20 protein-coding genes and 1 tRNA gene are annotated in these 21,286 nt (G+C 67.3%); 5 read left to right on the top strand and 16 right to left on the bottom strand.

What is annotated here, in order from left to right:
• Positions 1 to 15: 15 nt before the first annotated feature.
• The 5 genes from recX to ACSQ1W_RS04020 all read right to left on the bottom strand — a co-directional run bounded on the left by recX (position 16) and on the right by ACSQ1W_RS04020 (position 5,755).
• Complete coding sequence (gene recX, locus ACSQ1W_RS04040) at positions 16 to 531, bottom strand: recombination regulator RecX (protein ID WP_436041746.1); 516 nt, start codon at positions 529 to 531, stop codon at positions 16 to 18.
• A gap of 20 nt (positions 532 to 551) precedes the next feature.
• Positions 552 to 1,589 carry a recombinase RecA gene (recA, locus tag ACSQ1W_RS04035; RefSeq protein ID WP_436041745.1) on the bottom strand — a complete coding sequence of 346 codons (1,038 nt, stop codon included), beginning with the start codon at positions 1,587 to 1,589 and terminating at the stop codon, positions 552 to 554.
• A gap of 178 nt (positions 1,590 to 1,767) precedes the next feature.
• Entirely contained in the window at positions 1,768 to 2,409 is a 642-nt protein-coding gene (lexA, locus tag ACSQ1W_RS04030) for a transcriptional repressor LexA (RefSeq protein ID WP_436041744.1), read from the bottom strand.
• 72 nt (positions 2,410 to 2,481) lie between these two features.
• Positions 2,482 to 2,973 (bottom strand): CinA family protein, encoded by a 492-nt coding sequence (locus ACSQ1W_RS04025; RefSeq protein WP_192269374.1) that lies wholly within the window; start codon positions 2,971 to 2,973, stop codon positions 2,482 to 2,484.
• 124 nt (positions 2,974 to 3,097) lie between these two features.
• Positions 3,098 to 5,755: a TonB-dependent receptor gene (locus ACSQ1W_RS04020; protein ID WP_436041743.1), complete on the bottom strand. Its 2,658-nt coding sequence runs from the start codon at positions 5,753 to 5,755 to the stop codon at positions 3,098 to 3,100.
• A gap of 390 nt (positions 5,756 to 6,145) precedes the next feature.
• Between ACSQ1W_RS04020 and mutS the strand changes: the two genes are divergently transcribed.
• From mutS to ACSQ1W_RS04005, 3 genes are all read left to right on the top strand, one after another.
• Positions 6,146 to 8,689, top strand: coding sequence for a DNA mismatch repair protein MutS (gene mutS / locus ACSQ1W_RS04015; RefSeq protein ID WP_436046094.1), 2,544 nt, complete (start codon positions 6,146 to 6,148; stop codon positions 8,687 to 8,689).
• Between the two features lie 373 nt (positions 8,690 to 9,062).
• On the top strand, positions 9,063 to 11,309 hold the full coding sequence (katG, locus tag ACSQ1W_RS04010) for a catalase/peroxidase HPI (protein WP_436041742.1): 2,247 nt from the start codon (positions 9,063 to 9,065) through the stop codon (positions 11,307 to 11,309).
• A 159-nt stretch (positions 11,310 to 11,468) separates the two neighbouring features.
• Positions 11,469 to 12,083, top strand: a complete 615-nt coding sequence (locus ACSQ1W_RS04005) for a DUF937 domain-containing protein (protein ID WP_436041741.1) — start codon at positions 11,469 to 11,471, stop codon at positions 12,081 to 12,083.
• 68 nt (positions 12,084 to 12,151) lie between these two features.
• On the opposite strand, the gene ACSQ1W_RS04000 is transcribed toward ACSQ1W_RS04005, so the two are convergent.
• The 8 genes from ACSQ1W_RS04000 to ffh form a co-directional block, all read right to left on the bottom strand.
• Complete coding sequence (locus tag ACSQ1W_RS04000) at positions 12,152 to 12,553, bottom strand: RNA-binding S4 domain-containing protein (RefSeq protein WP_436041740.1); 402 nt, start codon at positions 12,551 to 12,553, stop codon at positions 12,152 to 12,154.
• A gap of 22 nt (positions 12,554 to 12,575) precedes the next feature.
• A complete protein-coding gene (locus ACSQ1W_RS03995; protein WP_436041739.1) occupies positions 12,576 to 12,782 on the bottom strand; it encodes a hypothetical protein in 207 nt (68 codons plus the stop codon).
• 168 nt (positions 12,783 to 12,950) lie between these two features.
• On the bottom strand, positions 12,951 to 13,352 hold the full coding sequence (rplS, locus tag ACSQ1W_RS03990) for a 50S ribosomal protein L19 (RefSeq protein WP_192269395.1): 402 nt from the start codon (positions 13,350 to 13,352) through the stop codon (positions 12,951 to 12,953).
• Positions 13,353 to 13,501: 149 nt separating this feature from the next.
• Positions 13,502 to 14,260 (bottom strand): tRNA (guanosine(37)-N1)-methyltransferase TrmD, encoded by a 759-nt coding sequence (gene trmD, locus ACSQ1W_RS03985; protein ID WP_436041738.1) that lies wholly within the window; start codon positions 14,258 to 14,260, stop codon positions 13,502 to 13,504.
• Positions 14,261 to 14,323: 63 nt separating this feature from the next.
• A complete protein-coding gene (rimM, locus tag ACSQ1W_RS03980) occupies positions 14,324 to 14,851 on the bottom strand; it encodes a ribosome maturation factor RimM (protein ID WP_192269401.1) in 528 nt (175 codons plus the stop codon).
• A gap of 38 nt (positions 14,852 to 14,889) precedes the next feature.
• The gene (gene rpsP / locus ACSQ1W_RS03975) at positions 14,890 to 15,144 is read right to left on the bottom strand and encodes a 30S ribosomal protein S16 (RefSeq protein ID WP_062353216.1); all 255 of its coding nucleotides are present in this window, start codon (positions 15,142 to 15,144) and stop codon (positions 14,890 to 14,892) included.
• Positions 15,145 to 15,250: 106 nt separating this feature from the next.
• Positions 15,251 to 16,051, bottom strand: a complete 801-nt coding sequence (locus tag ACSQ1W_RS03970; protein ID WP_436041737.1) for an aminotransferase class IV family protein — start codon at positions 16,049 to 16,051, stop codon at positions 15,251 to 15,253.
• A 106-nt stretch (positions 16,052 to 16,157) separates the two neighbouring features.
• Positions 16,158 to 17,528 (bottom strand): signal recognition particle protein, encoded by a 1,371-nt coding sequence (ffh, locus tag ACSQ1W_RS03965; protein WP_162339050.1) that lies wholly within the window; start codon positions 17,526 to 17,528, stop codon positions 16,158 to 16,160.
• A 126-nt stretch (positions 17,529 to 17,654) separates the two neighbouring features.
• On the opposite strand from ffh, the gene ACSQ1W_RS03960 reads away from it, so the two are divergent.
• Positions 17,655 to 18,446: a cytochrome C assembly family protein gene (locus ACSQ1W_RS03960; RefSeq protein WP_192269408.1), complete on the top strand. Its 792-nt coding sequence runs from the start codon at positions 17,655 to 17,657 to the stop codon at positions 18,444 to 18,446.
• Positions 18,443 to 18,961 (top strand): demethoxyubiquinone hydroxylase family protein, encoded by a 519-nt coding sequence (locus ACSQ1W_RS03955; protein ID WP_436041736.1) that lies wholly within the window; start codon positions 18,443 to 18,445, stop codon positions 18,959 to 18,961. Before ACSQ1W_RS03960 ends, ACSQ1W_RS03955 begins: the two co-directional genes overlap by 4 nt.
• 45 nt (positions 18,962 to 19,006) lie before the next feature.
• Here the strand turns inward: ACSQ1W_RS03955 and ACSQ1W_RS03950 are convergent, their stop codons facing one another.
• The 3 genes from ACSQ1W_RS03950 to ACSQ1W_RS03940 form a co-directional block, all read right to left on the bottom strand.
• Entirely contained in the window at positions 19,007 to 19,564 is a 558-nt protein-coding gene (locus ACSQ1W_RS03950; protein WP_436041735.1) for a hypothetical protein, read from the bottom strand.
• A gap of 124 nt (positions 19,565 to 19,688) precedes the next feature.
• Positions 19,689 to 21,077 (bottom strand): DNA repair protein RadA, encoded by a 1,389-nt coding sequence (radA, locus tag ACSQ1W_RS03945; protein WP_436041734.1) that lies wholly within the window; start codon positions 21,075 to 21,077, stop codon positions 19,689 to 19,691.
• 103 nt (positions 21,078 to 21,180) lie between these two features.
• Positions 21,181 to 21,256: transfer RNA gene (locus ACSQ1W_RS03940), tRNA-Thr, on the bottom strand.
• Between the last annotated feature and the right edge of the window lie 30 nt (positions 21,257 to 21,286).

Here is a 21,286-nt window from a genome sequence, read left to right as displayed (position 1 = left end):
CAATGCGCTAGATTATCAGGCCATCCCGCCCCAGTCCTCCGGGTCAAGCTGGCTGGCCGCCCGGACAGCGGCCGCATCGAAACCACGACGGATCAGGAAATCCGCGATCTTGCGGGCCTGCGCCGGTTCGATCCGGCGGGCTGGACCGAAACGCCGGCGGACGAGGTCGCACGCCGTTTCGGTCCAGTCGCCATCGAAGGTGGCCATGGCCGCCGCTACCGCTTCGCGATCCAACCCATGGGTGGACAGCTCAGCCTTGATGCGCAGCGGACCATATCCCCCCGAGGCCCGGCTGCGAACGAGGGCCTCGGCAAACCGCGTGTCGCTTTGCCAACCCTCATCCGCCAACCGGTCCACGGCCGATCGCACATCGGCCGCCTCCACGCCACGGGACGCCAGTTTCCGGGACAGTTCCCGACGGGAGTGTTCCCGCCGGGTCAGCAGGCCGAGCGCACGCTGCAGGGGCGTCTGTTCGATCGGCTTGCGCCGACGCCCCACCCTTGCTCCCGCCTGGTCACTCTCCTCGGACATCGTGCGCCGCCGCGGACTTGTCAGTCGTCGCTGTCGTCGTCGGCGTTCTCGTCACGCTGCGCTTCGGCCGGCTGGAACTTCTCGCGCAGTTCGGCTTCCAGCTTCGCGGCGATGGCCGGGTTCTCGCGCAGGAAGGTCCGCGAGTTGTCCTTGCCCTGGCCGATGCGCTCACTGCCGTAGCTGTACCAGGCGCCTGCCTTGTCGACCAACTTGGCGTCCACGCCCATGTCGATCAGCTCGCCCTCGCGGCTGATGCCTTCGCCGTACAGGATCTCCGTGACGACCTGCTTGAACGGGGGCGCCAGCTTGTTCTTGACCACCTTGATCTTGGTCTGGTTGCCGATGATCTCGTCGCCCTTCTTGATGGCGCCGATGCGACGGATGTCCAGGCGCACGGAGGCATAGAACTTCAGCGCATTGCCGCCGGTGGTGGTTTCCGGGCTCTGGCCGGGCATCATCACGCCGATCTTCATGCGCAGCTGGTTGATGAAGATGACGGTGGTATTCGAGCGCTTGATGTTGCCGGTCAGCTTGCGCAGCGCCTGGCTCATCAGGCGGGCCTGCAGCCCCGGCAGCTGATCGCCCATCTCGCCCTCGATTTCCGCCTTCGGCGTCAGTGCCGCCACGGAGTCGATGACCACGATGTCGATGGAGCCCGAGCGCACCAGCATGTCGGCAATTTCCAGCGCCTGCTCGCCGGTATCCGGCTGCGACAGCAGCAGGTCGTCCACGTTCACGCCCAGCTTGGCGGCGTAGATCGGGTCTAGCGCGTGTTCGGCGTCGATGAATGCCGCCGTGCCGCCTTGCTTCTGGCACTGCGCGATGGCCTGCAGCGTCAGCGTTGTCTTGCCCGAGGACTCCGGACCGTAGATTTCCACGACGCGGCCGCGCGGCAGTCCGCCGATACCCAAGGCGATGTCCAGCATCAGCGAACCGGTGGGAATGATCTCGACGGGCTCGATGACCCGATCGCCCATGCGCATCACCGAGCCCTTGCCGAACTGGCGCTCGATCTGGGTCAGTGCCGCGGAAAGGGCGCGCTTCTTGTTCTCGTCCATCGTCGTGGTCCTAGTCAATGTGGTCAGGTGCGATCAGTGTGGGAGGTGCCTATCGCACTGGCTGCGACAGGACGGGGAGGAGTGAAATTAATTGTCCCTGCGATCCAGGGGGATCGGCTGTCGCCGCAAACAGGCATCGGAAAACGCCATCCGGCAACCTCGGATGCACGGACGCGTGTCACCGGTTGGGCCTCACCAGCCCGCAATACAGGCCCTCGATGGCGAAGTCCTGGTCGGGCAGGACCTCGATCGGGGCGTAGTCCGGGTTGCGTGGCAGCAGGCGGATGCGGTCCTTGCCGATCTTCAGTAGCTTGACGGTGATGGCATCGTCGACCCGGGCCACCACGATCTGGCCGGAGCGCGCATCGCGGGTGCGGTGCACGCCGATCAGGTCACCGTCGAAGATGCCTTCGTCGCGCATGGAGTCGCCCTTCACCTTCAGCAGGTAGTCGGGCGCGGGCGCGAAGAAGGCGCGGTCCAGCAGCACATAGTCATGGTGGCCCGCATCGGCGCCGATCGGTGCGCCGGCGGCGACCTGCCCCAGCACCGGCACGCGCAGGCCATCGTCGTTGGCGGGCGGGAATGCCAGGTCGGACTGGGCTGACGGCGGCGCCTTCAGCAGGCGGATGCCACGGGCCCGGCCGGGAACACGCTCGATGGCTCCCGCCTGTTCCAGCGCTTCCAGGTGGTACTGCGCGGCGCGAACGCCCTTGAACCCAAACGCCTTGGCGATCTCGGCCTGCGAGGGCGGCATGCCTTCGGCTTCGAGCCGCTCGGCGATCAGGGCGAGGATGGCGTGCTGGGTATCGGTCAGGTCCATGGTTAGTAGTAATACTACTAACTTCGCCGACTGGCAACTACCTGTTCAACACGTCCCTGCCTCCGGGACGCATCAGAGGTGTTCGAGTCCTTTCAGGGCGGTCTCCACCGTCTGACGCCGCACCGCCTCGCGGTCACCGGCGAACTCGAAGACCTCCGCCCGCGCATAACCGCCGCGACGCTTCCAGCCGATCCACACCGTCCCCACCGGCTTGTCAGGACTGCCGCCGCCTGGGCCGGCAATGCCGGTCACCGCCACCGCGACGCTGGCCCCCGAGTTCACCAGGGCGCCCGACACCATTTCGATCACCGTCTCGCGACTGACCGCACCGTGCGTTTCCAGTGTCTGCGGGCGTACACCGAGCAGCGCCTGCTTGGCCTCGTAGCTGTAGGCCGCCATCCCGCAATCGAACCAGTCCGACGACCCGGCGATGTCGGTGACGCACTTGGCGATCCAGCCGCCGGTGCAGCTCTCCGCGGTGACCAGATGGTCGCGCTGCTGCCGCAGGCGTTCACCGACCTGCTGCGCCAGGACGCGCAGCGCTTCATCGTTGGGCACGGACATCATCGGTTCCGACAGGGGGCGTGCGTGTTGTAGCCCATTTGCCCCGCGTTGTCGCCCCGCCGGAGGCAGGAAAGAAAACGGCCCGCCTGTGGGGCGGGCCGTTCGCCACGTCGTGCGAAGGGGATCAGTAGCGGACGCGCAGGGTCATGCCGTACATGCGCGGCGCGCCGAGGAACGCGTTGAAGGTGTTGAGCGGATTGTTCGGATCTGGGAACAGACCCTGCAACGGACCATCGAAGCCGACCTGCACGTAGTCCTCGTCGGTGAGGTTGGTGCCCCACAGTTCGAGCATCCAGCGACCATCGCTGCGACCGAAACCGACGCGGGCATTGAACACGGTGTAGGAGCTCTGGTGCTTCTCGACATCCAGGTCCGAACCGGTGTTGTAGTCGCCCATGTACTTGCCGCCGATGTTGAAGCGGCCGATGTGGTCGGCGCCGAAGTCCCACTCGTAGGTGGCCGACAGCGAACCCGACCACTCCGGTGCGAACGGCATGGTCGCGCCCGGCAGCTTGTAAAGCGCACCCGAGGTGCTGAGCGGAGTCCGCTCGACGAAGTCGCCGCCCGGGATGTCCTTGCCGAACTCGGTCTTGGCATACATCAGGCCGCCCTGCAGCATCAGGCCCTGCACCGCACGCGGCTGCCACAGGATTTCCGCATCCAGGCCCGAGGACGTGACTTCCGGGATCGAACGGACCACGAAGCTGGTGCCGAGGAAACTGTTGAGCTGGAAGTCCTCGTATTCCTGGTGGAACAGGGTGGCGTTCAACAGCAGCGTGCCGTCCGCCCACGTGGTCTTGGTACCCAGCTCGAAGCTGTCGACGAACTCACCGCCAAACGAGGTGTCGTTCACCGGACGGATGCCCTGCCCGCTCGCCGACAGGCCATCGGCCGACTGCACGCGATCCAGGTTGAAACCGCCGCCCTTGTAGCCGCGGGCGAAGGACGCGTAGGTCATCACGTTCTCGTTCCAGCGGTAGGCCGCCTTCACGGTGCCCGACCACTCCTTGTCTTCCATTTCCTGGAAGGTGTTGCGGCCGTTATGCAACGCGTTGGCCCACGGCAGACACATGTAGCCGGCGATGGTCGGCCCCACCGAGGCCAGGATGGCGTTCTGGTTGGCCGCCGGCAGCGAGGCGAACACCGAACTGCGCGACGCGAGCGCCGCCCGCAGCAGCGCGAAGCGGTTGGGATTGGCCGCGTTCTGGTCGGCCAGCGTGCCGCTGCAGGCCAGGCTGCCGTTCGGGTTGCTGTAGGACGAGGTCAGGTCCTTCTTCTCGCGGGTGTAGCGCAGGCCCAGGGTCAGGTCCAGCGCATCGGTGGCGTGCCAGGTGTTATTGGTGAACAGCGCCAGGCTCTTCGCGTTCTGCTCGTAGCGGTCCAGTGAACCCAGGCCGGTGAAGCCGGTACCGAACGGGCGCCCACCCACCTGCGCAAGGAACGCGGCCGGCGAGATGTTGTTCGGATTGTTCAGCGGCACGCCCGCCGCGCCGAGGCTCTGGCCCACCAACTGGTAGACCAGGGTGGACACGTACGGTTCGTAATGCGGACCGATACGGTAGGTCTCGTTGCGGGTCAGCTCTTCATCCGAGTAGAACGCGCCCACCATCCAGTCGATGCGTTCGCTGGAGCCGGTCAGGCGGAATTCCTGGCTGAAGGTATCGAAGCCGGTGAACGACTCGTCCTTGTCGGCGTTGCGGTAAAGCAGGTCCGCCGTGCTGAAGTCGTAGTCGAGGCCGTTGATGGCCTCCCACTGCCGCGAGGCGGTGATCGACGTCAGGGTGGCGCCGCCGAACCAGGGCGTGTCCCAGTTGATTTCGGCGGACAGGCCCTTGTCCATGATGTCCTGTGTGGTGGGACGGTTGCTGTAGGCCACGCGATCGAACGGATCGTCGCCCGGCGCCGCCACCGCACGGCCACCCGCCAGTGCGTTGAGGATCGCGGCGGTGCCGCCGACCGTGGTCTGCACGGCCGTACAGCAGTTCTCGTCCCGGCTGGTGAAGTCGCCCGACAGCAGGATTTCCAGATTGTCGGTCGGCTCCAGCAGCAGCTTGGCGCGTACCGTGTGGAAATTCTGGTCGTAGTCGTCGGTTTCCTGGCGCGGCCCGTTGCCGGTGCGCACGTCCATCCAGCCATCGCGCTTGCGCTTGGCGGCGAAGATGCTGAAGGCGGCATTGTCGGACAGCGCATCGTTGTAGCTGCCGGACACGCCGAGGGCGCCGTAGTTGCCGACCGTGATCTCACCTTCGGCGCTCTGCGTGTAGCTGGGGCGCCGCGTGACCACGTTGATCACGCCGGCCGACGTGTTCTTGCCGAACACGGTGCCCTGCGGCCCCTTCAGTACCTCGATGCGCTCGAGCTGGCCGAGGTCGCCGAAACCGACGCTGTTGCGCGGGCGGTACACGCCATCGATCACCACGCCGACCGACGATTCCAGGCCGACGTTGTCGCCCACCGTGCCGATGCCGCGGATACGCGCCGTGGTGATGGCTTCGTTCTGCGTGCTGGTCACGGTCAGGCCCGGCACCAAGACCTGCAGGTCCTTGATGTCACGAACCCCGGTGTCCTGCAGCAGTTCCTCGGAGATCACGGCTACCGTGATCGGCACGTCCTGCAACACTTCCTCGCGCTTCTGCGCGGTGACCGTCATGGTCCCCAGCGTGGTGGGCTCGTCCTCGCCGGCGGGCGCGGCCGCCTGTTGCGCATAGGCATGCGAGCTGGCGCAGAGCGCGGTGAAGACGGCGAGCGAAAGCGCTTTATGCCTGGGCGATGCGTTGACCATGTTCTCCCCTCCCAAGGGTCATGTGCTGGCGGTTGGTGCCTGTGGTGGTTCCCGATGTGGCGTGCGGCGATGCCGCTGACGACGAACGCAACTCCCCTTGCGTCAACGCGAAACTAACATCCGCTTCACAATGCGGCATTCTGCACTGCGTCGATACGCCGCACCTGACTTTGGCACGGATAAGCCACTGATTTTACGAACGATCGTGCGGAAGTCCGGTCGCACCCGATCGCATCGCCTCTGCGCCCCGCTCGATCCATCCTGCGCCGGACACGGCAACAACACGTCCGCGCGCCTCGGATGCCGGTCCCCGCCGCTACAATCAACGCCCTTTTGCCTCCCCCTCCTGCTGGCCTCGTGAGCAAAGACAAGTCGGAACACACGCCCCTGATGAAGCAGTTCTTCGCCGCCAAGGCGGAGTACCCGGACCTGCTGGTGTTCTTCCGGATGGGGGACTTCTACGAACTGTTCTATGACGACGCCCGCAAGGCGGCCCGGCTGCTCGATATCACCCTGACCCAGCGCGGCAACTCCGCCGGCGCACCCATCCCGATGGCGGGTGTGCCCGTGCATGCCTGCGAAGGCTACCTGGCCCGGCTGGTGGCGCTGGGCGAGTCGATCGCCATCTGCGAACAGATCGGCGACCCCGCGTTGGCCAAGGGCCTGGTGGAGCGCAAGGTAGTCCGCGTGGTGACGCCGGGTACGGTGACCGACGAGGCGCTGCTCAACGAACGCCGCGACACCTTGTTGATGACGGTGAGCCGCGGACGCTCCGGCTATGGCCTGGCGTGGGCGGACCTGGCCGGCGGACGCTTCATGGTCAACGAGGTCGACAGCGACGACGCGCTGGAAGCCGAGCTCGCGCGGCTGGAGCCGGCCGAACTGCTGGTTCCGGACGAGGAAGGCCTGCCGTCCTTCCTGCAGCAGCGCACCGGTCTCCGTCGTCGCGCACCGTGGCTGTTCGATCCGGACAGCGGGCGCCGGCAGTTGCTGGCCTTCTTCGGCCTGCACGACCTGACCGGCTTCGGCATCGACGACAAGGCGCTGGCCACCGGCGCGGCCGGCGCGCTGCTCGGGTACGTGGAAGAGACCCAGAAGCAGCGCCTGCCCCACTTGACCGCCATCGCGCTGGAATCGGCCGGCGATGCGATCGCCATGAATGCCGCCACGCGCCGGCATCTGGAACTGGACACCCGCGTCGACGGCGATACGAAGCACACGTTGTTGGGCGTGCTCGATACGACGGTCACACCGATGGGCGGCCGCCTGCTGCGGCGCTGGCTGCATCGCCCGCTGCGCGATCGCGAGGTGCTGGGTGGACGCCACCATGCCATCGCGACCCTGATCGGCCATGGCACGGATCGCGACCTGCGGACCGGCTTCCGTGCACTGGGAGACCTCGAGCGCATCCTCACCCGCGTGGCGCTGCGCTCCGCGCGTCCGCGCGACCTGTCCACGCTTCGCGATGGCCTCGCGCTGCTGCCCGATGTCCGCGGCCACCTGCAGCCGCTCGACTCGCCCCGCCTGCAGGCGCTGGCAGCCGAACTGGGCGAACACGACGACACCGCGGCGCTGCTGCTGGCCGCCGTCGCCCCGCAACCGCCGCTCAAGCTCACCGATGGCGGCGTGCTGGCCGATGGCTACGACGCCGAACTCGACGAACTGCGCCGGCTCAGCACCAACGCCGACCAGTTCCTCGTCGACCTGGAAGCGCGCGAGCGTGCGAGCAGTGGCATCGCCACGCTGAAGGTCGGCTACAACCGCGTACACGGCTACTACATCGAAATCAGCAAGGGCCAGGCCGACAAGGCACCCGTGCACTACACCCGCCGGCAGACGCTGACCGGCGCCGAGCGCTACATCACCGAGGAACTGAAACAGTTCGAGGACAAGGTGCTGTCGGCGCGCGAACGTTCGCTGTCGCGCGAGAAGCTGCTGTACGACGCGCTGTTGGACACACTCAACGCACGCCTTGAACCATTGAAGCGCTGCGCAGGCGCCTTGAGCGAACTCGACGTGCTGGCGTCCTTCGCCGAACGCGCGCAGGAGCTGGACTGGGCCCAGCCGGAACTCGGCGATACGCCAGGCCTGTGCATCGAGCGAGGCCGCCATCCGGTAGTCGAAGCCGTCCGCAAGGAGCCGTTCGAACCGAACGACCTGCGGCTGGACGAAGGTCGTCGCATGCTGGTCATCACCGGTCCGAACATGGGCGGCAAGTCCACCTACATGCGGCAGAACGCGCTGATCGTGCTGCTTGCGCACATCGGCAGTTTCGTCCCCGCCTCGCGCGCGGTGATCGGCCCGATCGACCGCATCCTCACCCGCATCGGCGCCGGCGACGACCTCGCGCGCGGGCAGTCCACCTTCATGGTGGAAATGGCCGAGACCAGCTACATCCTGCATCACGCCACCGCGCAGTCGCTGGTGCTGATGGACGAGATCGGCCGCGGCACCTCCACCTACGACGGCCTGGCGCTGGCCGATGCCGTCGCCCGCCATCTCGCCGCCAGCAACCGCTGCTACACGCTGTTCGCGACGCACTACTTCGAACTGACGGCGCTGGCGAACGAACCCGCCAGCGGCATCGCCAACGTGCATCTGGACGCGGTCGAACATGGCGACAGCCTGGTCTTCATGCATGCGGTGAAGGACGGTGCGGCCGACCGCAGCTTCGGCCTGCAGGTCGCAGCGCTGGCCGGTCTGCCGAAGACCACGCTGAAGCAGGCGCGCCGGCGTCTGGCGGAACTGGAACAGCGCGGCCGCGAGACGCACGCCTCCGACATGGCCCCGCAGGCGCTGGACGCGCCGCAGCAGTTCGGCCTGTTCGCCGCCGCACCCTCGGCCGCACAGGAAGCACTGGCCGCGCTGGACCCGGACGAACTCACGCCCAAGCAGGCGCTCGAGGCGCTCTACCGGCTCAAGGCGCTGCTCTGATCGCGTAGCGCATGTCGCCCGCCAGGGCGCATCGACGCACGCCTCTACAACATCCGCGTAACGCACGCGGAGTATCGTGATGCTCGCGCTGGGGAAGCTTGCGATGGCGCGACGCACCATTGAAAGACACTATCGAAGTCTTCGCCAAAAACGATTTTCATTGATCGTTCGCACTGCCTAGTCTGGTCGCCATCCGCCAACGCCCTCGAAGGACGTCAGCCATGCGAATCGCCGCGTTGCCGATCTGCCGGCACATCCCCCTTCTCATCTGACGGCGCGCGACCGACCTCGTTGCGCGCGGCATCGCCTTGCAGCCTCTCCGTTCCAGTCCATCCATTCCCACCCACACCCGACGGCCAAAGGAAGGAAACCCATGACCACCGAATCGAAGTGCCCGTTCCACCAGACCGCTGGCGGCGGCACCGGCAACCGCGACTGGTGGCCCAACCAGCTGCGCGTGGACCTGCTGAACCAGCACTCGTCGCGCTCCAACCCGCTGGCGGGCGACTTCGACTACGCCGAGGCCTTCAACAAGCTGGACTACCACGCGTTGAAGAAGGATCTGCGCGACCTGATGACGGATTCGCAGGACTGGTGGCCGGCCGACTTCGGCCACTACGGCGGCCTCTTCATCCGCATGGCGTGGCACAGCGCGGGCACCTACCGCATCCAGGACGGTCGCGGCGGTGGCGGGCGCGGGCAGCAGCGCTTCGCCCCGCTCAACAGCTGGCCGGACAACGTCAGCCTGGACAAGGCGCGCCGGCTGCTGTGGCCGATCAAGCAGAAGTACGGCCAGGGCATTTCCTGGGCCGACCTGATGATCCTCACCGGCAACGTGGCGCTGGAGACGATGGGCTTCCGCACGTTCGGCTTCGGCGGTGGCCGCGAGGATGTGTGGGAACCCGACCAGGACGTGTACTGGGGTCGCGAAACGACGTGGCTGGGTGGCGACATCCGCTATGCGCACGGCTCGGAGGGCGTCGAGAAGCCCGGCGACAAGGGCGTGCTGGTGTCCGATGACGACGCCGACGGCGACGTGCATTCGCGTCGGCTGGAGAACCCGCTCGCCGCCGTGCAGATGGGCCTGATCTACGTGAATCCGGAAGGCCCCGACGGCAATCCCGATCCGCTGCTGGCAGCCAAGGACATCCGCGACACGTTCGCACGCATGGCGATGGACGACGAGGAAACCGTCGCGCTGATCGCCGGCGGCCATACCTTCGGCAAGACGCACGGCGCCGGTCCGGCCGACAACGTCGGTGCCGAGCCCGAGGCCGACGAGCTCGAAGCGCAGGGCTTCGGCTGGCACAACAAGTTCGGCAGCGGCAAGGGGGGCGACACCATCACCTCCGGCATCGAAGTGACCTGGACGCAGACACCGACGCTGTGGAGCAACAAGTTCTTCGAGAATCTCTTCGGCTTCGAGTGGGAACTGGAGAAGTCGCCGGCCGGCGCGCACCAGTGGGTCGCGAAGGATGCGCCGGAAGACGTGCCGTTCGCGCACGACAAGACGAAGAAGCAGCGTCCCAAGATGCTTACCACCGACCTGTCGCTGCGCTTCGATCCGATTTACGGGCCGATCTCGAAGCGCTTCCTCGAGAATCCGCAGGCCTTCGCCGAAGCCTTCGCCCGCGCCTGGTTCAAACTGACCCATCGCGACATGGGCCCGCGCGTGCGCTACCTCGGCCCGGAAGTGCCGAAGGAAGAACTGGTGTGGCAGGACCCGCTGCCGAAGGCCGACTATGCCGCGATCGACGCCGGCGATGTCGATGCGCTGAAGCAGAAGATCGCCGCCTCCGGCCTGTCCGTCTCGGAGCTCGTGTCCACCGCCTGGGCCTCGGCCTCCACCTTCCGCGGCGGCGACAAGCGCGGTGGCGCCAACGGCGCACGCATCCGTCTGGCCCCGCAGAAGGACTGGGCGATCAACCAGCCCGAGCAACTCGCGAAGGTGCTCAAGGCGCTGGAACGCATCCAGATGGAGTTCAATCTGGACGCAAGCGGCGGCAAGAAGGTCTCGCTGGCCGACCTGATCGTGCTGGCCGGTGGCGTCGGTGTGGAACAGGCGGCGAAGGCCGGCGGCCATGCCATCACTGTGCCGTTCCGCCCGGGCCGCACCGATGCGCGTGCCGACCAGACCGATGTCGCGTCGTTCGCCGTGCTGGAACCGGTCGCGGATGGTTTCCGCAACTACCTCAAGGGACGGTCGGCCGTGCCAGCCGAACACCTGCTGGTGGATCGCGCGCAGCTGCTGACGCTCACCGCCCCCGAGATGACGGCCCTGGTCGGCGGCCTGCGCGTGCTCGGCGCGAATGCGGATGGCGGCAAGCACGGCGCGTTCACCGCCACGCCCGGCACGCTGAGCAACGACTTCTTCGTCAACCTGCTCGACATGGGTACCGAGTGGAAGGCGACCGGGGCGAACAGTTACGAGGGCCGCGACCGAAAGAGCGGCGACGTGAAGTGGACCGGCACGCGTGCCGACCTGGTGTTCGGTTCCAACTCGGTGTTGCGTGCGCTCGCCGAGGTCTACGCCAGTGCCGACGGCAAGGACAAGTTCGTGAAGGACTTCGCGGCGGCCTGGGTCAAGGTCATGGAGCTGGATCGCTTCGACCTGCGCTGACTTCCTTGCTGGACGGACCCCGGCGCCGCATGTCCCCTCGGGCATGCGGCGCCTTCGTTTCCGCCGGTCGGGCGGCCACTAATGTGAGTCGGAGCGCGCACGGATTGGCGCTAGCATGATGTGCCGTTTCCCCAATGCGTCCAGGAGGACGAACGCACCATGAGCAACGCTTCCCTCGCCGAAGATCTCTTCGCCCAACTGCAGGGCGCGCCGCTACAGCAGGTGTCGCAGCAACTGGGTATCGGGCAGATGCAGGCGTCGAGCGCCGTCGGCGCCGCACTGCCGCTGCTGCTGGGTGCACTGGGCCGCAATGCCTCGCAGCCACAGGGCGCGGAAGCCCTGTTCGGCGCTCTGCAACGCAACCACAACGGTCTGGACATCGGCAGCGTGCTGGGCGCGGTGCTCGGCGGAGCGGCGTCGCCCCAGGCCAATGGCGCCGGCATCCTGGGCCATGTCTTCGGCGGGCAGCAGAACCGTGCCGAACTGGGCCTGGGCCAGGCGACCGGCCTTGGCGGTGAACGCGCCGGCCAGTTGCTGAAGATCCTGGCCCCGATCGTGCTCGCCTTCCTTGCCCAGCGCATGAGCCAGGGCAGCGCACAGAACAACCCGCTGGGGCTGGCCGAGGTATTGGGTCAGGAACGGCAGCAGGTGCAGCAACAGGGTGGTCTGGGCGGCGGCCTGCTCGGTGCGGTGCTGGACCAGGATGGCGATGGCCAGTTGGGTCTGGGCGACATCCTCAAGCTCGGCAGCGGCATGTTCGGCGGCGGGCGCTGACCCGGTCGCCTGCGCCAGGAAGAAAAGAAGAAGGGCGCCAACGGCGCCCTTCTTCTTTTCTGCGGTTCCTACAACGCGTCGATGTCGCCCAGCGCCCGGATCAATCGGCGCGCCCGTTTGTCCGGCCGCGATTGCGGTGCCTGGTAGCCCGCACGTTCCGCCTGCCGCGCCGCCAAGGCAGCGGCACGGCGCGCACGCGAGGCCTCCGACTCCATGTACAGGGCCTGCGCCACGGGTGCCGAGCCGCGCTTGTCGCTGAGCGCGCGGACTTCGATCTCGAACACATCGTCGCCCCGCGTTATCACCAGCATGTCGCCCACCCTGACAGCGCGCGAGGACTTCGCGCGCTGCCCGGCCACGTCGACCTTGCCGGTCTCGATGGCCTGCTTTGCCAGGCTGCGCGTGCGGAAGAAACGGGCCGCCCAGAGCCACAGATCGAGGCGGACGGAAGCGTCGGTGGATTCGGTCATCGGAACACAGAGAACAGTTGCCTCAAGGCAGGCGCGAGGGAACGACGGGAAACGGCAGTTCGACCTTGTGGTCGTACGCGCGCTGGCATGCCTTGGACATGTGGAAGTCGCGTGCCGCCCGTCGCTGGGTCGGCGTGGCGTCCTTCGGCATCGGCTGCGATGCCGCGGCCCGGGCCTCGTCGGCGCACCAGGCGAACGGCGCGGAGACTGGCGGATCGTTCGCTGCCATCGGATCGCTGGCACAAGCAGCCAGCAACAGGACTGCCAAAGACAGGACTCGCGTGAGGTACATGGCGCTCTCCGTAGCCGTTAGCGCAAGTCTGCACCGAAATGCATGGGACGGAAACGCGAACGGCCACCCGAAGGTGGCCGTCCGTGCGACGCGCTTCTGCCGGAATTACTCGGCGGCAGCGGCGGCGGCAGCCTGACGGGCGACCTTGGCGGCGGCGTTGGCGGCCAGGTCTTCCTTGATGCGGGCAGCCTTGCCTTCCAGGTCGCGCAGGTAGTACAGCTTGCCGGCGCGGACCTTGCCGCGGCGCTTCACTTCGACCGAGTCGATCGAGGCGCTGTGGGTCTGGAAGACGCGCTCGACGCCGTAACCGTGCGAGATCTTGCGGACGGTGAAGGCCGAGTTCAGGCCGGCGTTCTTCTTGGCGATGACGACGCCTTCGTACGCCTGCACGCGCTCGCGGTTGCCTTCCTTGACCTTCACGTTGACGACCACGGTGTCACCGGGGCCGAACGCGGGCAGCTCGCGCGTGATCTGGGAGGCTTCGAATTCCTGGAGGAGCTTGCTCATGTTGGCACCAATGCTTGTATGCGTGATCGTGTCTTGCGACAGCGGAAAACTGATGCAGTCGCCGGATTGCGCTGCACGATATTCTTATGGGATCCTGGGCGAGAACCGCCCAAGGGTCGCGCATTCTACCGGATTCCCGGCCGGGCTGGCTACCCCGCCCCGCCCTCGCCCGTTTCCTGGTCCCGGAAGGCTGTCAGCAGCGCCTTGTCGGCCTTCGAGAGACTGCCCTCGTCCAGCAGGTCCGGCCGCCGCCGTGCGGTCCGGCCCAGCGACTGCTGCCGGCGCCAACGGGCGATGGCGGCGTGGTCCCCGGAGCGAAGGACCGCCGGCACGTCGCCCAGCGGGTGGGACGACGGGTGGGTGAAATGGGGGCAATCCAGCAGGCCATCGCCCTCGAAACTGTCCTGCACGGCCGAATCGGCATCGTTCAGCGCACCGTCCTGCAACCGGCCCACCGCGTCGATGACCACCGCCGCAGCCAGCTCGCCGCCCGACAGCACGTAGTCGCCGATGGACAGTTCCTCGTCCACGTGGGCCTGCAGGAAACGCTCGTCCACGCCTTCGTAGCGACCGCACAGCAGGATCATCCGCGGCAATGCCGCCAGCTCGCGCGCTTTCTTCTGGGTGAGCGGAGCACCCTGCGGACTCATGTAGATCACCGGCGCCGGAGCCGGATCCGCCTCGCGCACCGCCGTCAGGCAGGCCAGCAGGGGCTCGATCATCATCACCATGCCGGGGCCGCCACCGAACGGGCGGTCGTCCACGCGCCGGTAGCCGCCGCTGGCGTAATCGCGCGGATTCCATCCATGCAGCGACAGCAGCCCGCGCTCCTGCGCACGCCCGACCACCCCTACGGCAGCGGCCTGGGCGATGAAATCGGGAAACAGGGTCATCACGTCGATACGCATGGCGATCGGCTGGAACTCGGTGAAGGTGCAGGGTAACCGCCACAGCGGTCGCCTGCGGGACGGCTAGAACTCGGGGTCCCAGTCGACGGTGACCACGCCGGCCTCGAAATCCACCGAGCGCACATAGTCGGGTTCGACGAACGGGATCAGCCGCTCACGATCGCCGCGCGCGACGAGCACGTCGTTTGCGCCGGTCGAAAACAGGTGCGAGACAGTGCCGAAATCAGCGCCGTCGACATGAATGACGCGCAGGCCTTCCAGATCGACCCAGTAGAACTCGCCGGCACTCGGCGGGGGCAATGCGGAGCGCGGGACGAAGATTTCCTGCCCGTGCATCGCCTCCACCTGGTCGCGGTCCTCCACGCCCGGCAGTGTCGCCACCAGATGCTTGCCCGAAGCCTTGCCACGCGCGCCACTCAGCTCGCGCTCGACGCCGGCGGCATCGCGCAGCGTCCACGGCTGGTAGCGGAAGATAGCCTCGCGCGGTTCTGTCCAGGATTCGATCTTGATCTGGCCACGCACACCAAAAGCGCCCAGAAGCCTTCCCAGCAGAATCATTTTCTGCGGGGTCGGTGGGCGCTCTGTGTTCATGGGTAAGGTAGGCCGCGCGATCTGCGCGGCCGAAGCCATCAGGCCGCCGGAGCAGCCTTGACTTCCTTGTACAGGTTGCGGACCTTCTCGGTCAGCTGCGCGCCGTTGCCGACCCAGTGGTCGACACGGGCGATGTTGAGTTCAACGCGCTTCTCGGCACCGGCGGCGACCGGGTTGTAGAAACCCACGCGCTCGATGTTGCGGCCGTCACGCGCGCTGCGCGAGTCGGTGACGATGATGTGGTAGAAGGGGCGCTTCTTCGCGCCGCCGCGGGTGAGACGGATCTTGACCATGGTGTTTTCCAGTGTTGCCCAGTCGCCAGAATGGCGAGGTAAGCCGGCTATTCTAAGCCATTGAATCGCTCAGGAAAACCCACCCCGGTTTCCGAGCCTTCGGAGGTCAGACCAGCGGCTCCCACGGCACGCCATCCAGCGCGGCGTTGAGGCGGGCCATGAGGGCGATATCAGCACCCCATGCGACGGCATCCACGCCGACGACCGGCTGCAAGCCACTGGCATTGCAGGCAAATCCGGCCCGGAACGCGCCCAGATCCGGCACACCCACCCGCGCGGCACGCTGCGGGATGCCCGCCCGGTCCAAGCCGGCCTGGAGCAACCGTTCGGCCGTTCCCCGCAAGGCCGGGCCCTCCGGCCAGACGATGGACTGGCCATCCCACAGGCCCAGGTTCCAGATCGACCCCTCGACCACCTGCCCCGCCGGATCGACGAACAGCGCATCGTCGTAGCCGTCGGCCAGCGCCTGCCGGCGGTAGTGGAACAGCGGGAACGTACCCACATGCTTGTATTGCGGCAGCGGACGCACGAACGGATACGACTTCACCCGCAAAGCCGGCTTGTCCGGCGAGGAGGCGGGCGACAGCGTCACCAGCACATCGGGCGTCACGCTGCGCGCGGGATCGCGGTAATCGAATTGCGTGGAGAACACCGTGACGCGCACCGACGCATCACGCAGACCCGCCTCATCGAGGGCCCGCGCGGCCAGCTTCAACGCGCCGTCGCCGTCCAGCTGTGTGCCGAAGAGCGCCAGCGTCGCCTCCTGCAGACGCTGCACATGCAGCGCACGTCCCTGCACCGCGCCATTGCGCACCTGCATCGAGGTGAAGTGGCCGTAATTGGCCAGTGCCAGCGCACGCAGGTCGTCGGCGCTGGCGGGGCTGCCGTTGAGGAAGGCCGAGGTCATGCGGGCCGGATCTCCGCTTCGGTCGAATGTGGGAGCGACGTAAGTCGCGATGAGCGGAGACACGATCGCGACTTGCGTCGCTCCCACAGGATAGAACAGCGGAGGCTCAGCGGAACGGCATGCCGCCGCGCCCACCCATCATGCTCTTCATGTTGCGCATCATGCCCTTCATGCCGCCGCCAGCCAGCTTGCCCATCATCTTTTCCATCTGCTGGTACTGCTTCATCAGCTTGTTGACGTCGGCCGGCGTCAGGCCCGCGCCCTTGGCGATGCGGGCACGGCGCGAGCCGTTGAGCAACGCCGGGTTGCGGCGCTCCTTCTTCGTCATCGAGTTGATGATGGCGATCATGCGCGGCACTTCCTTGCCCTGCTGCACCTGCTGCTTCACGTGCTCGGGAATCTGGCCCATGCCCGGCAGCTTGTCCATCAGGCCGCTGATGCCGCCCATGTTCTGCATCTGCTCCAACTGGTCGCGCATGTCGTTGAGGTCGAACTTCTTGCCCTTGATGACCTTCGCAGCCAGCTTCTCGGCCTTCTCGCGGTCGACGTTCTGCTCGACCTGCTCCACCAGCGACAGCACGTCGCCCATGTCGAGGATGCGGTTGGCCACGCGCTCGGGGTGGAAGACGTCCAGGCCGTCGGGCTTCTCGCCCACGCCGATGAACTTGATCGGCTTGCCGGTGATGTAACGCACCGACAGCGCCGCGCCACCGCGCGCATCGCCGTCGGTCTTGGTCAGCACCACGCCGGTCAGCGGCAGCGCCTCGCTGAAGGCCTTGGCGGTGTTGGCCGCGTCCTGGCCGGTCATCGCGTCGACGACGAACAGCGTCTCCACCGGCTTGACCGCGGCGTGCAGCGCCTTGATCTCGGCCATCATGGCCTCGTCGATCGCCAGGCGGCCGGCGGTATCGACCAGCAGCACGTCGACGAAGGACTTCTTCGCATCGTCGATGGCGGCACGGACGATGGCTTCGGGCTTCTGGCCCGCGTCGGACGGGAAGAACAGCACGTCGACCTGCTGCGCCAGCGTCTTCAGCTGCTCGATGGCGGCCGGACGGTAGACGTCGGCACTGACCACCATCACCTTCTTCTTGCGCTTCTCGCGCAGGTGCTTGGCCAGCTTGCCGACCGTGGTGGTCTTGCCGGCGCCCTGCAGGCCGGCCATCAGGATCACGGCGGGCGCGGGCACGTTGAGATTGAGGTCGCTGGCCTGCGAGCCCATCACCGCGGTCAGCTCGTCGCGGACCACCTTGATCAGCGCCTGGCCGGGGGTCAGCGACTTCAGCACTTCCTGGCCGACCGCGCGCACCTTGATGCGCTCGATCAGCGCCTGCACCACCGGCAGGGCCACGTCGGCCTCCAGCAGCGCGATGCGTACTTCGCGGGTTGCCTCGCGGATGTTCTCCTCGCTCAGGCGGCCGCGGCCGCGCAGGCGCTCGATGGTGCCGGAGAGTCGCTGGGTCAGGGATTCGAACATGAGGGCGGGCAGGACCAGGGAAAACGGACGGCGATTATAGCGGCCCCGCCCGCGACCTCCGTTGCACGCGCATCACGGCCGCGAGCGCCCCTGCGCCGGCGCCGTCCGCTGTGCGACACTTCCCCGATGGCAATCATTCTCATCGCCGTCGCCCTCTATCTGCTGGCCGCCGGCCTGGTGGTCCGTTCCGTCACCCGCGACACCGGCGATGCGCCGCGCCCCTGGGCCTGGCCGGCCCTGGCGGCGGTGGTATTGCATGGCACCTACCACCTGCTGGTCGCCTGGCGCACGCCGGGCGGGCCGGACATGCATTTCTTCGCCGCGCTGTCGCTGGTGTCGCTGGGCATGGCGGCGATGACGCTGCTGGTCGCGGTCCGCGGCCGGATGGCGGCCCTGGGCGTGGTCGCCTTTCCGCTGGCCTCCCTGATGCTGACGCTCTACCACGTCTACGGGCACCAGACGTCGGTCGGGCTGGACTGGCGCGTGCAATTGCACGCCTGGCTGGCCCTGCTGGCGTATGCCGCGCTGGCGATCGCCGCGCTGCTGGCGGTGATGCTGTCGGCGCAGGAGCGCGCCCTGCGCCGGCGCGAGTTCCATGTGTGGCTGCGCGCCCTGCCGCCGCTGACGGAACTGGAAGACCTGCTGTTCCGCACGATCACGGTCGGCTTCATCCTGCTGACCGCCACGCTGCTGACCGGCGTGCTGTTCGTCGAGAATTTCCTGGTCCAGAAGCTCACCCACAAGACCGTGCTGAGCGTGCTGTCGTGGCTGACCTTCGGCGCCCTGCTGATCGGCCGCTGGCGCTACGGCTGGCGCGGCGCCAAGGCCGTGCACTGGACGCTCACCGCGATGGTGCTGCTGTTGCTCGCGTTCTTCGGCAGCAAGTTCGTCTACGAGATGGTGCTGAGGCGCGGTTGAGCACGCGGCTGGGCGACCGGATCCTGAAGGTCGATCACGCGGGCGAACACGGCGCGGTCAACATCTACCGCGCACAGATCCTCATGGCGCGCTGGACGGCGCCACAGCTGGTGCCCCTGCTCCGGCACTTCCTCGAACACGAACGTGGCCATCGCGCACTGTTCCGGGAGCGGCTCCAGGCGCGTGGTGTTCGTCGCTGCCGCAGCTATCTGCTGTGCGGCGCCGGCGGCTGGACGCTGGGGCTGCTGACCGGCCTGCTGGGACCGTCCGCCATCGCGGCCACCACGTATGCCGTCGAAAGCGTGGTGGTGCAGCATCTAATCGAGCAACGGCGGCAGCTCGAGCCCATCGATTCCGACGCCTTCGATGCCGTGTCGCGCATCGTGGCGGAAGAACAGGAACACCACGATCACGGTCGCGACGCGATGCAGGCAGGCGCGTTCTGGCCGCCGATCCTGACCCCCGTCGTGCGCGTCTCGACCGAGGCCGTCATCTGGCTGGGCATGCGCCTGTAGGCGCGGCGTCACCGCCCCCCGCTCCGCATCCACTATCGCGACGCGTCACTTCGCCGGCAGCGTCGCGCTCATCTCGAGGCCCGCCAGCGCCGTGATGTCGCGGTCACGCAAGGCCTTCAGCCGGTTGCGCAGGAAATCCTCTGCCGCCGCGTCGCCGTAGGCGCGTCGGCTGATGCCCACCATCTGCACGCCCTCGCCCAGCGCGCTGTAACGGTAGGCGTTCCACTCGATGATGATCTCACCGTTGGGCTGCTTGCCGGACAACACGAAGTCGAGGATCACCTGGCCGTTGTCGCCCTGCAGCAGCTGGAAGTTGACCACCGGGTCCGTTTTCTTGCGCGCCTGCAGGGTCGCGGCAAACGCTTCCGCCTTCTGGCGCGGCGTCACGCCGTCGAACATCAGGTCGAGCATCAGCATGCCCTGGTAACGCTTGAGTGTCTGGCCGGCGGGCAGGTATTCCTGCTTGTAGAGGCGGTCGCTGGGATGGCTGCTCCATGCCAGGCGGAAGGTTTCACCGGAGAACGCGATCGGTCCGGGGACCTTCAGGTGATCGACGACGTTCTGCGCGTACGCCGTCATCGTCATCGCGACCCACAACAGCACTGCGACCCACCCCGCGCGCTTCCCCACGACACTGCAAATTCCCTTCACAGTCGCCTCCCTCGCGTTATGCGGCCACGTTGCGTGGGCCGTGCCGCATGCTAGCAGCGCGGCGTTAGGGCACCGTCTACTCCGCCGCCGCTTCCAGCGCCTGCGACAACCGCTCCACCGCCACCACTTCCAGGCCCTTGAACGCGCCCGACTTAGGCGCGTTGCCCTTGGGCACGATGGCGCGCTTGAAGCCGTGCGTGGCCGCTTCGCGCAGGCGCTCTTCGCCGTTGGGTACCGGGCGGATCTCGCCGGACAGGCCCACTTCGCCGAAGGCCACGGTCTTCTCGGCCAGCGGGCGGTCGCGCAGCGAGGACAGCACGGCCAGCAACACGGGAAGGTCGGCCGCGGTTTCCTGCACACGGATGCCGCCGACGACATTCACGAACACGTCCTGGTCGCCCACCACCACGCCGCCGTGCCGGTGCAGCACGGCCAGCAGCATCGCCAGGCGGTTCTGTTCCAGACCCACCGCCACGCGGCGCGGGTTGGACAGCGGCGAGCTGTCGACCAGCGCCTGCACTTCCACCAGCAGCGGGCGCGTGCCCTCGCGGGTGACCATCACGCAGCTGCCGGGCTGCTGGGCGCTGCCGGACAGGAAGATCGCCGACGGGTTGGGCACTTCCTTCAAGCCCTTCTCGCCCATCGCGAACACGCCCAGTTCGTTGACCGCGCCGAAGCGGTTCTTGAAGGCGCGCAGCACGCGGAAGCGGCTGCCGCTCTCGCCCTCGAAATACAGCACGGCGTCGACCATGTGCTCCAGCACGCGCGGGCCGGCGATACCGCCCTCCTTGGTCACGTGGCCGACCAGGAACACGGCGGTGCCGGTCTCCTTGGCGTAGCGCACCAGCCGGGCGGCGCTCTCGCGCACTTGGCTGACGGAACCGGGGGCGGCGGTCAGCGATTCGGTCCACAGGGTCTGCACGGAGTCGGCGACGATCAGCTTGGGCCGGGCGACGGAGGCGTGCTGCAGGATGCTCTCGATGCCGGTCTCGGCCAGCGCCTGCAGGTTGTCCAGCGGCAGGTCCAGGCGCACGGCGCGGCCGGCGACCTGGGCCAGCGACTCCTCGCCAGTGACGTACAGGGCCGGCAGGCTGGCCGACATGCGGGCCAGCGCCTGCAGCAGCAGGGTGGACTTGCCGATGCCGGGGTCGCCGCCGACCAGCACCACGGCGCCTTCGACCAGGCCACCGCCCAGCACGCGGTCGAACTCGCCGATGCCGGTGGTTACGCGCGCCTCTTCACTGTGGCGGACGTCCTTGAGGGCGGTGATCTTGGGGGCTTCGGCCTTGCCGGCCCAACCGGAGCGGCGGGCGGCGGCGGGTGACCCGGCCGCGGCCTCCAGCACGATCTCGCTGAGCGAGTTCCACGCCCCGCAGTCGGCGCACTGGCCCTGCCACTTGCTGTGCTCGGCCCCGCATTCGGTGCAGACGTAGGCGGTGCGGGACTTGGCGGAGGTCTTGGCCACGGGGAACCTGTCGTGAAGGCGAGCGGCTACTGTATCGGCCCGCCGTCTCCACGGGCGAGACCCGGAAAAACAAAGCCCCGCCGAAGCGGGGCTTTGTCACAACTGGTGCCGGAAATAGGAATCGAACCTACGACCTACGCATTACGAATGCGCCGCTCTACCAACTGAGCTATTCCGGCGGAGCCGCGAATTTTAGGGGTTGGGGTGGG

It is taken from the genome of Pseudoxanthomonas sp. LjRoot143, assembly GCF_964252945.1.
Classification (GTDB): Bacteria; Pseudomonadota; Gammaproteobacteria; order Xanthomonadales; family Xanthomonadaceae; genus Pseudoxanthomonas_A.
The sequence above is the reverse complement of the archived record's forward strand: the minus strand, read 5'-3'. Positions and strand labels throughout refer to the sequence as shown.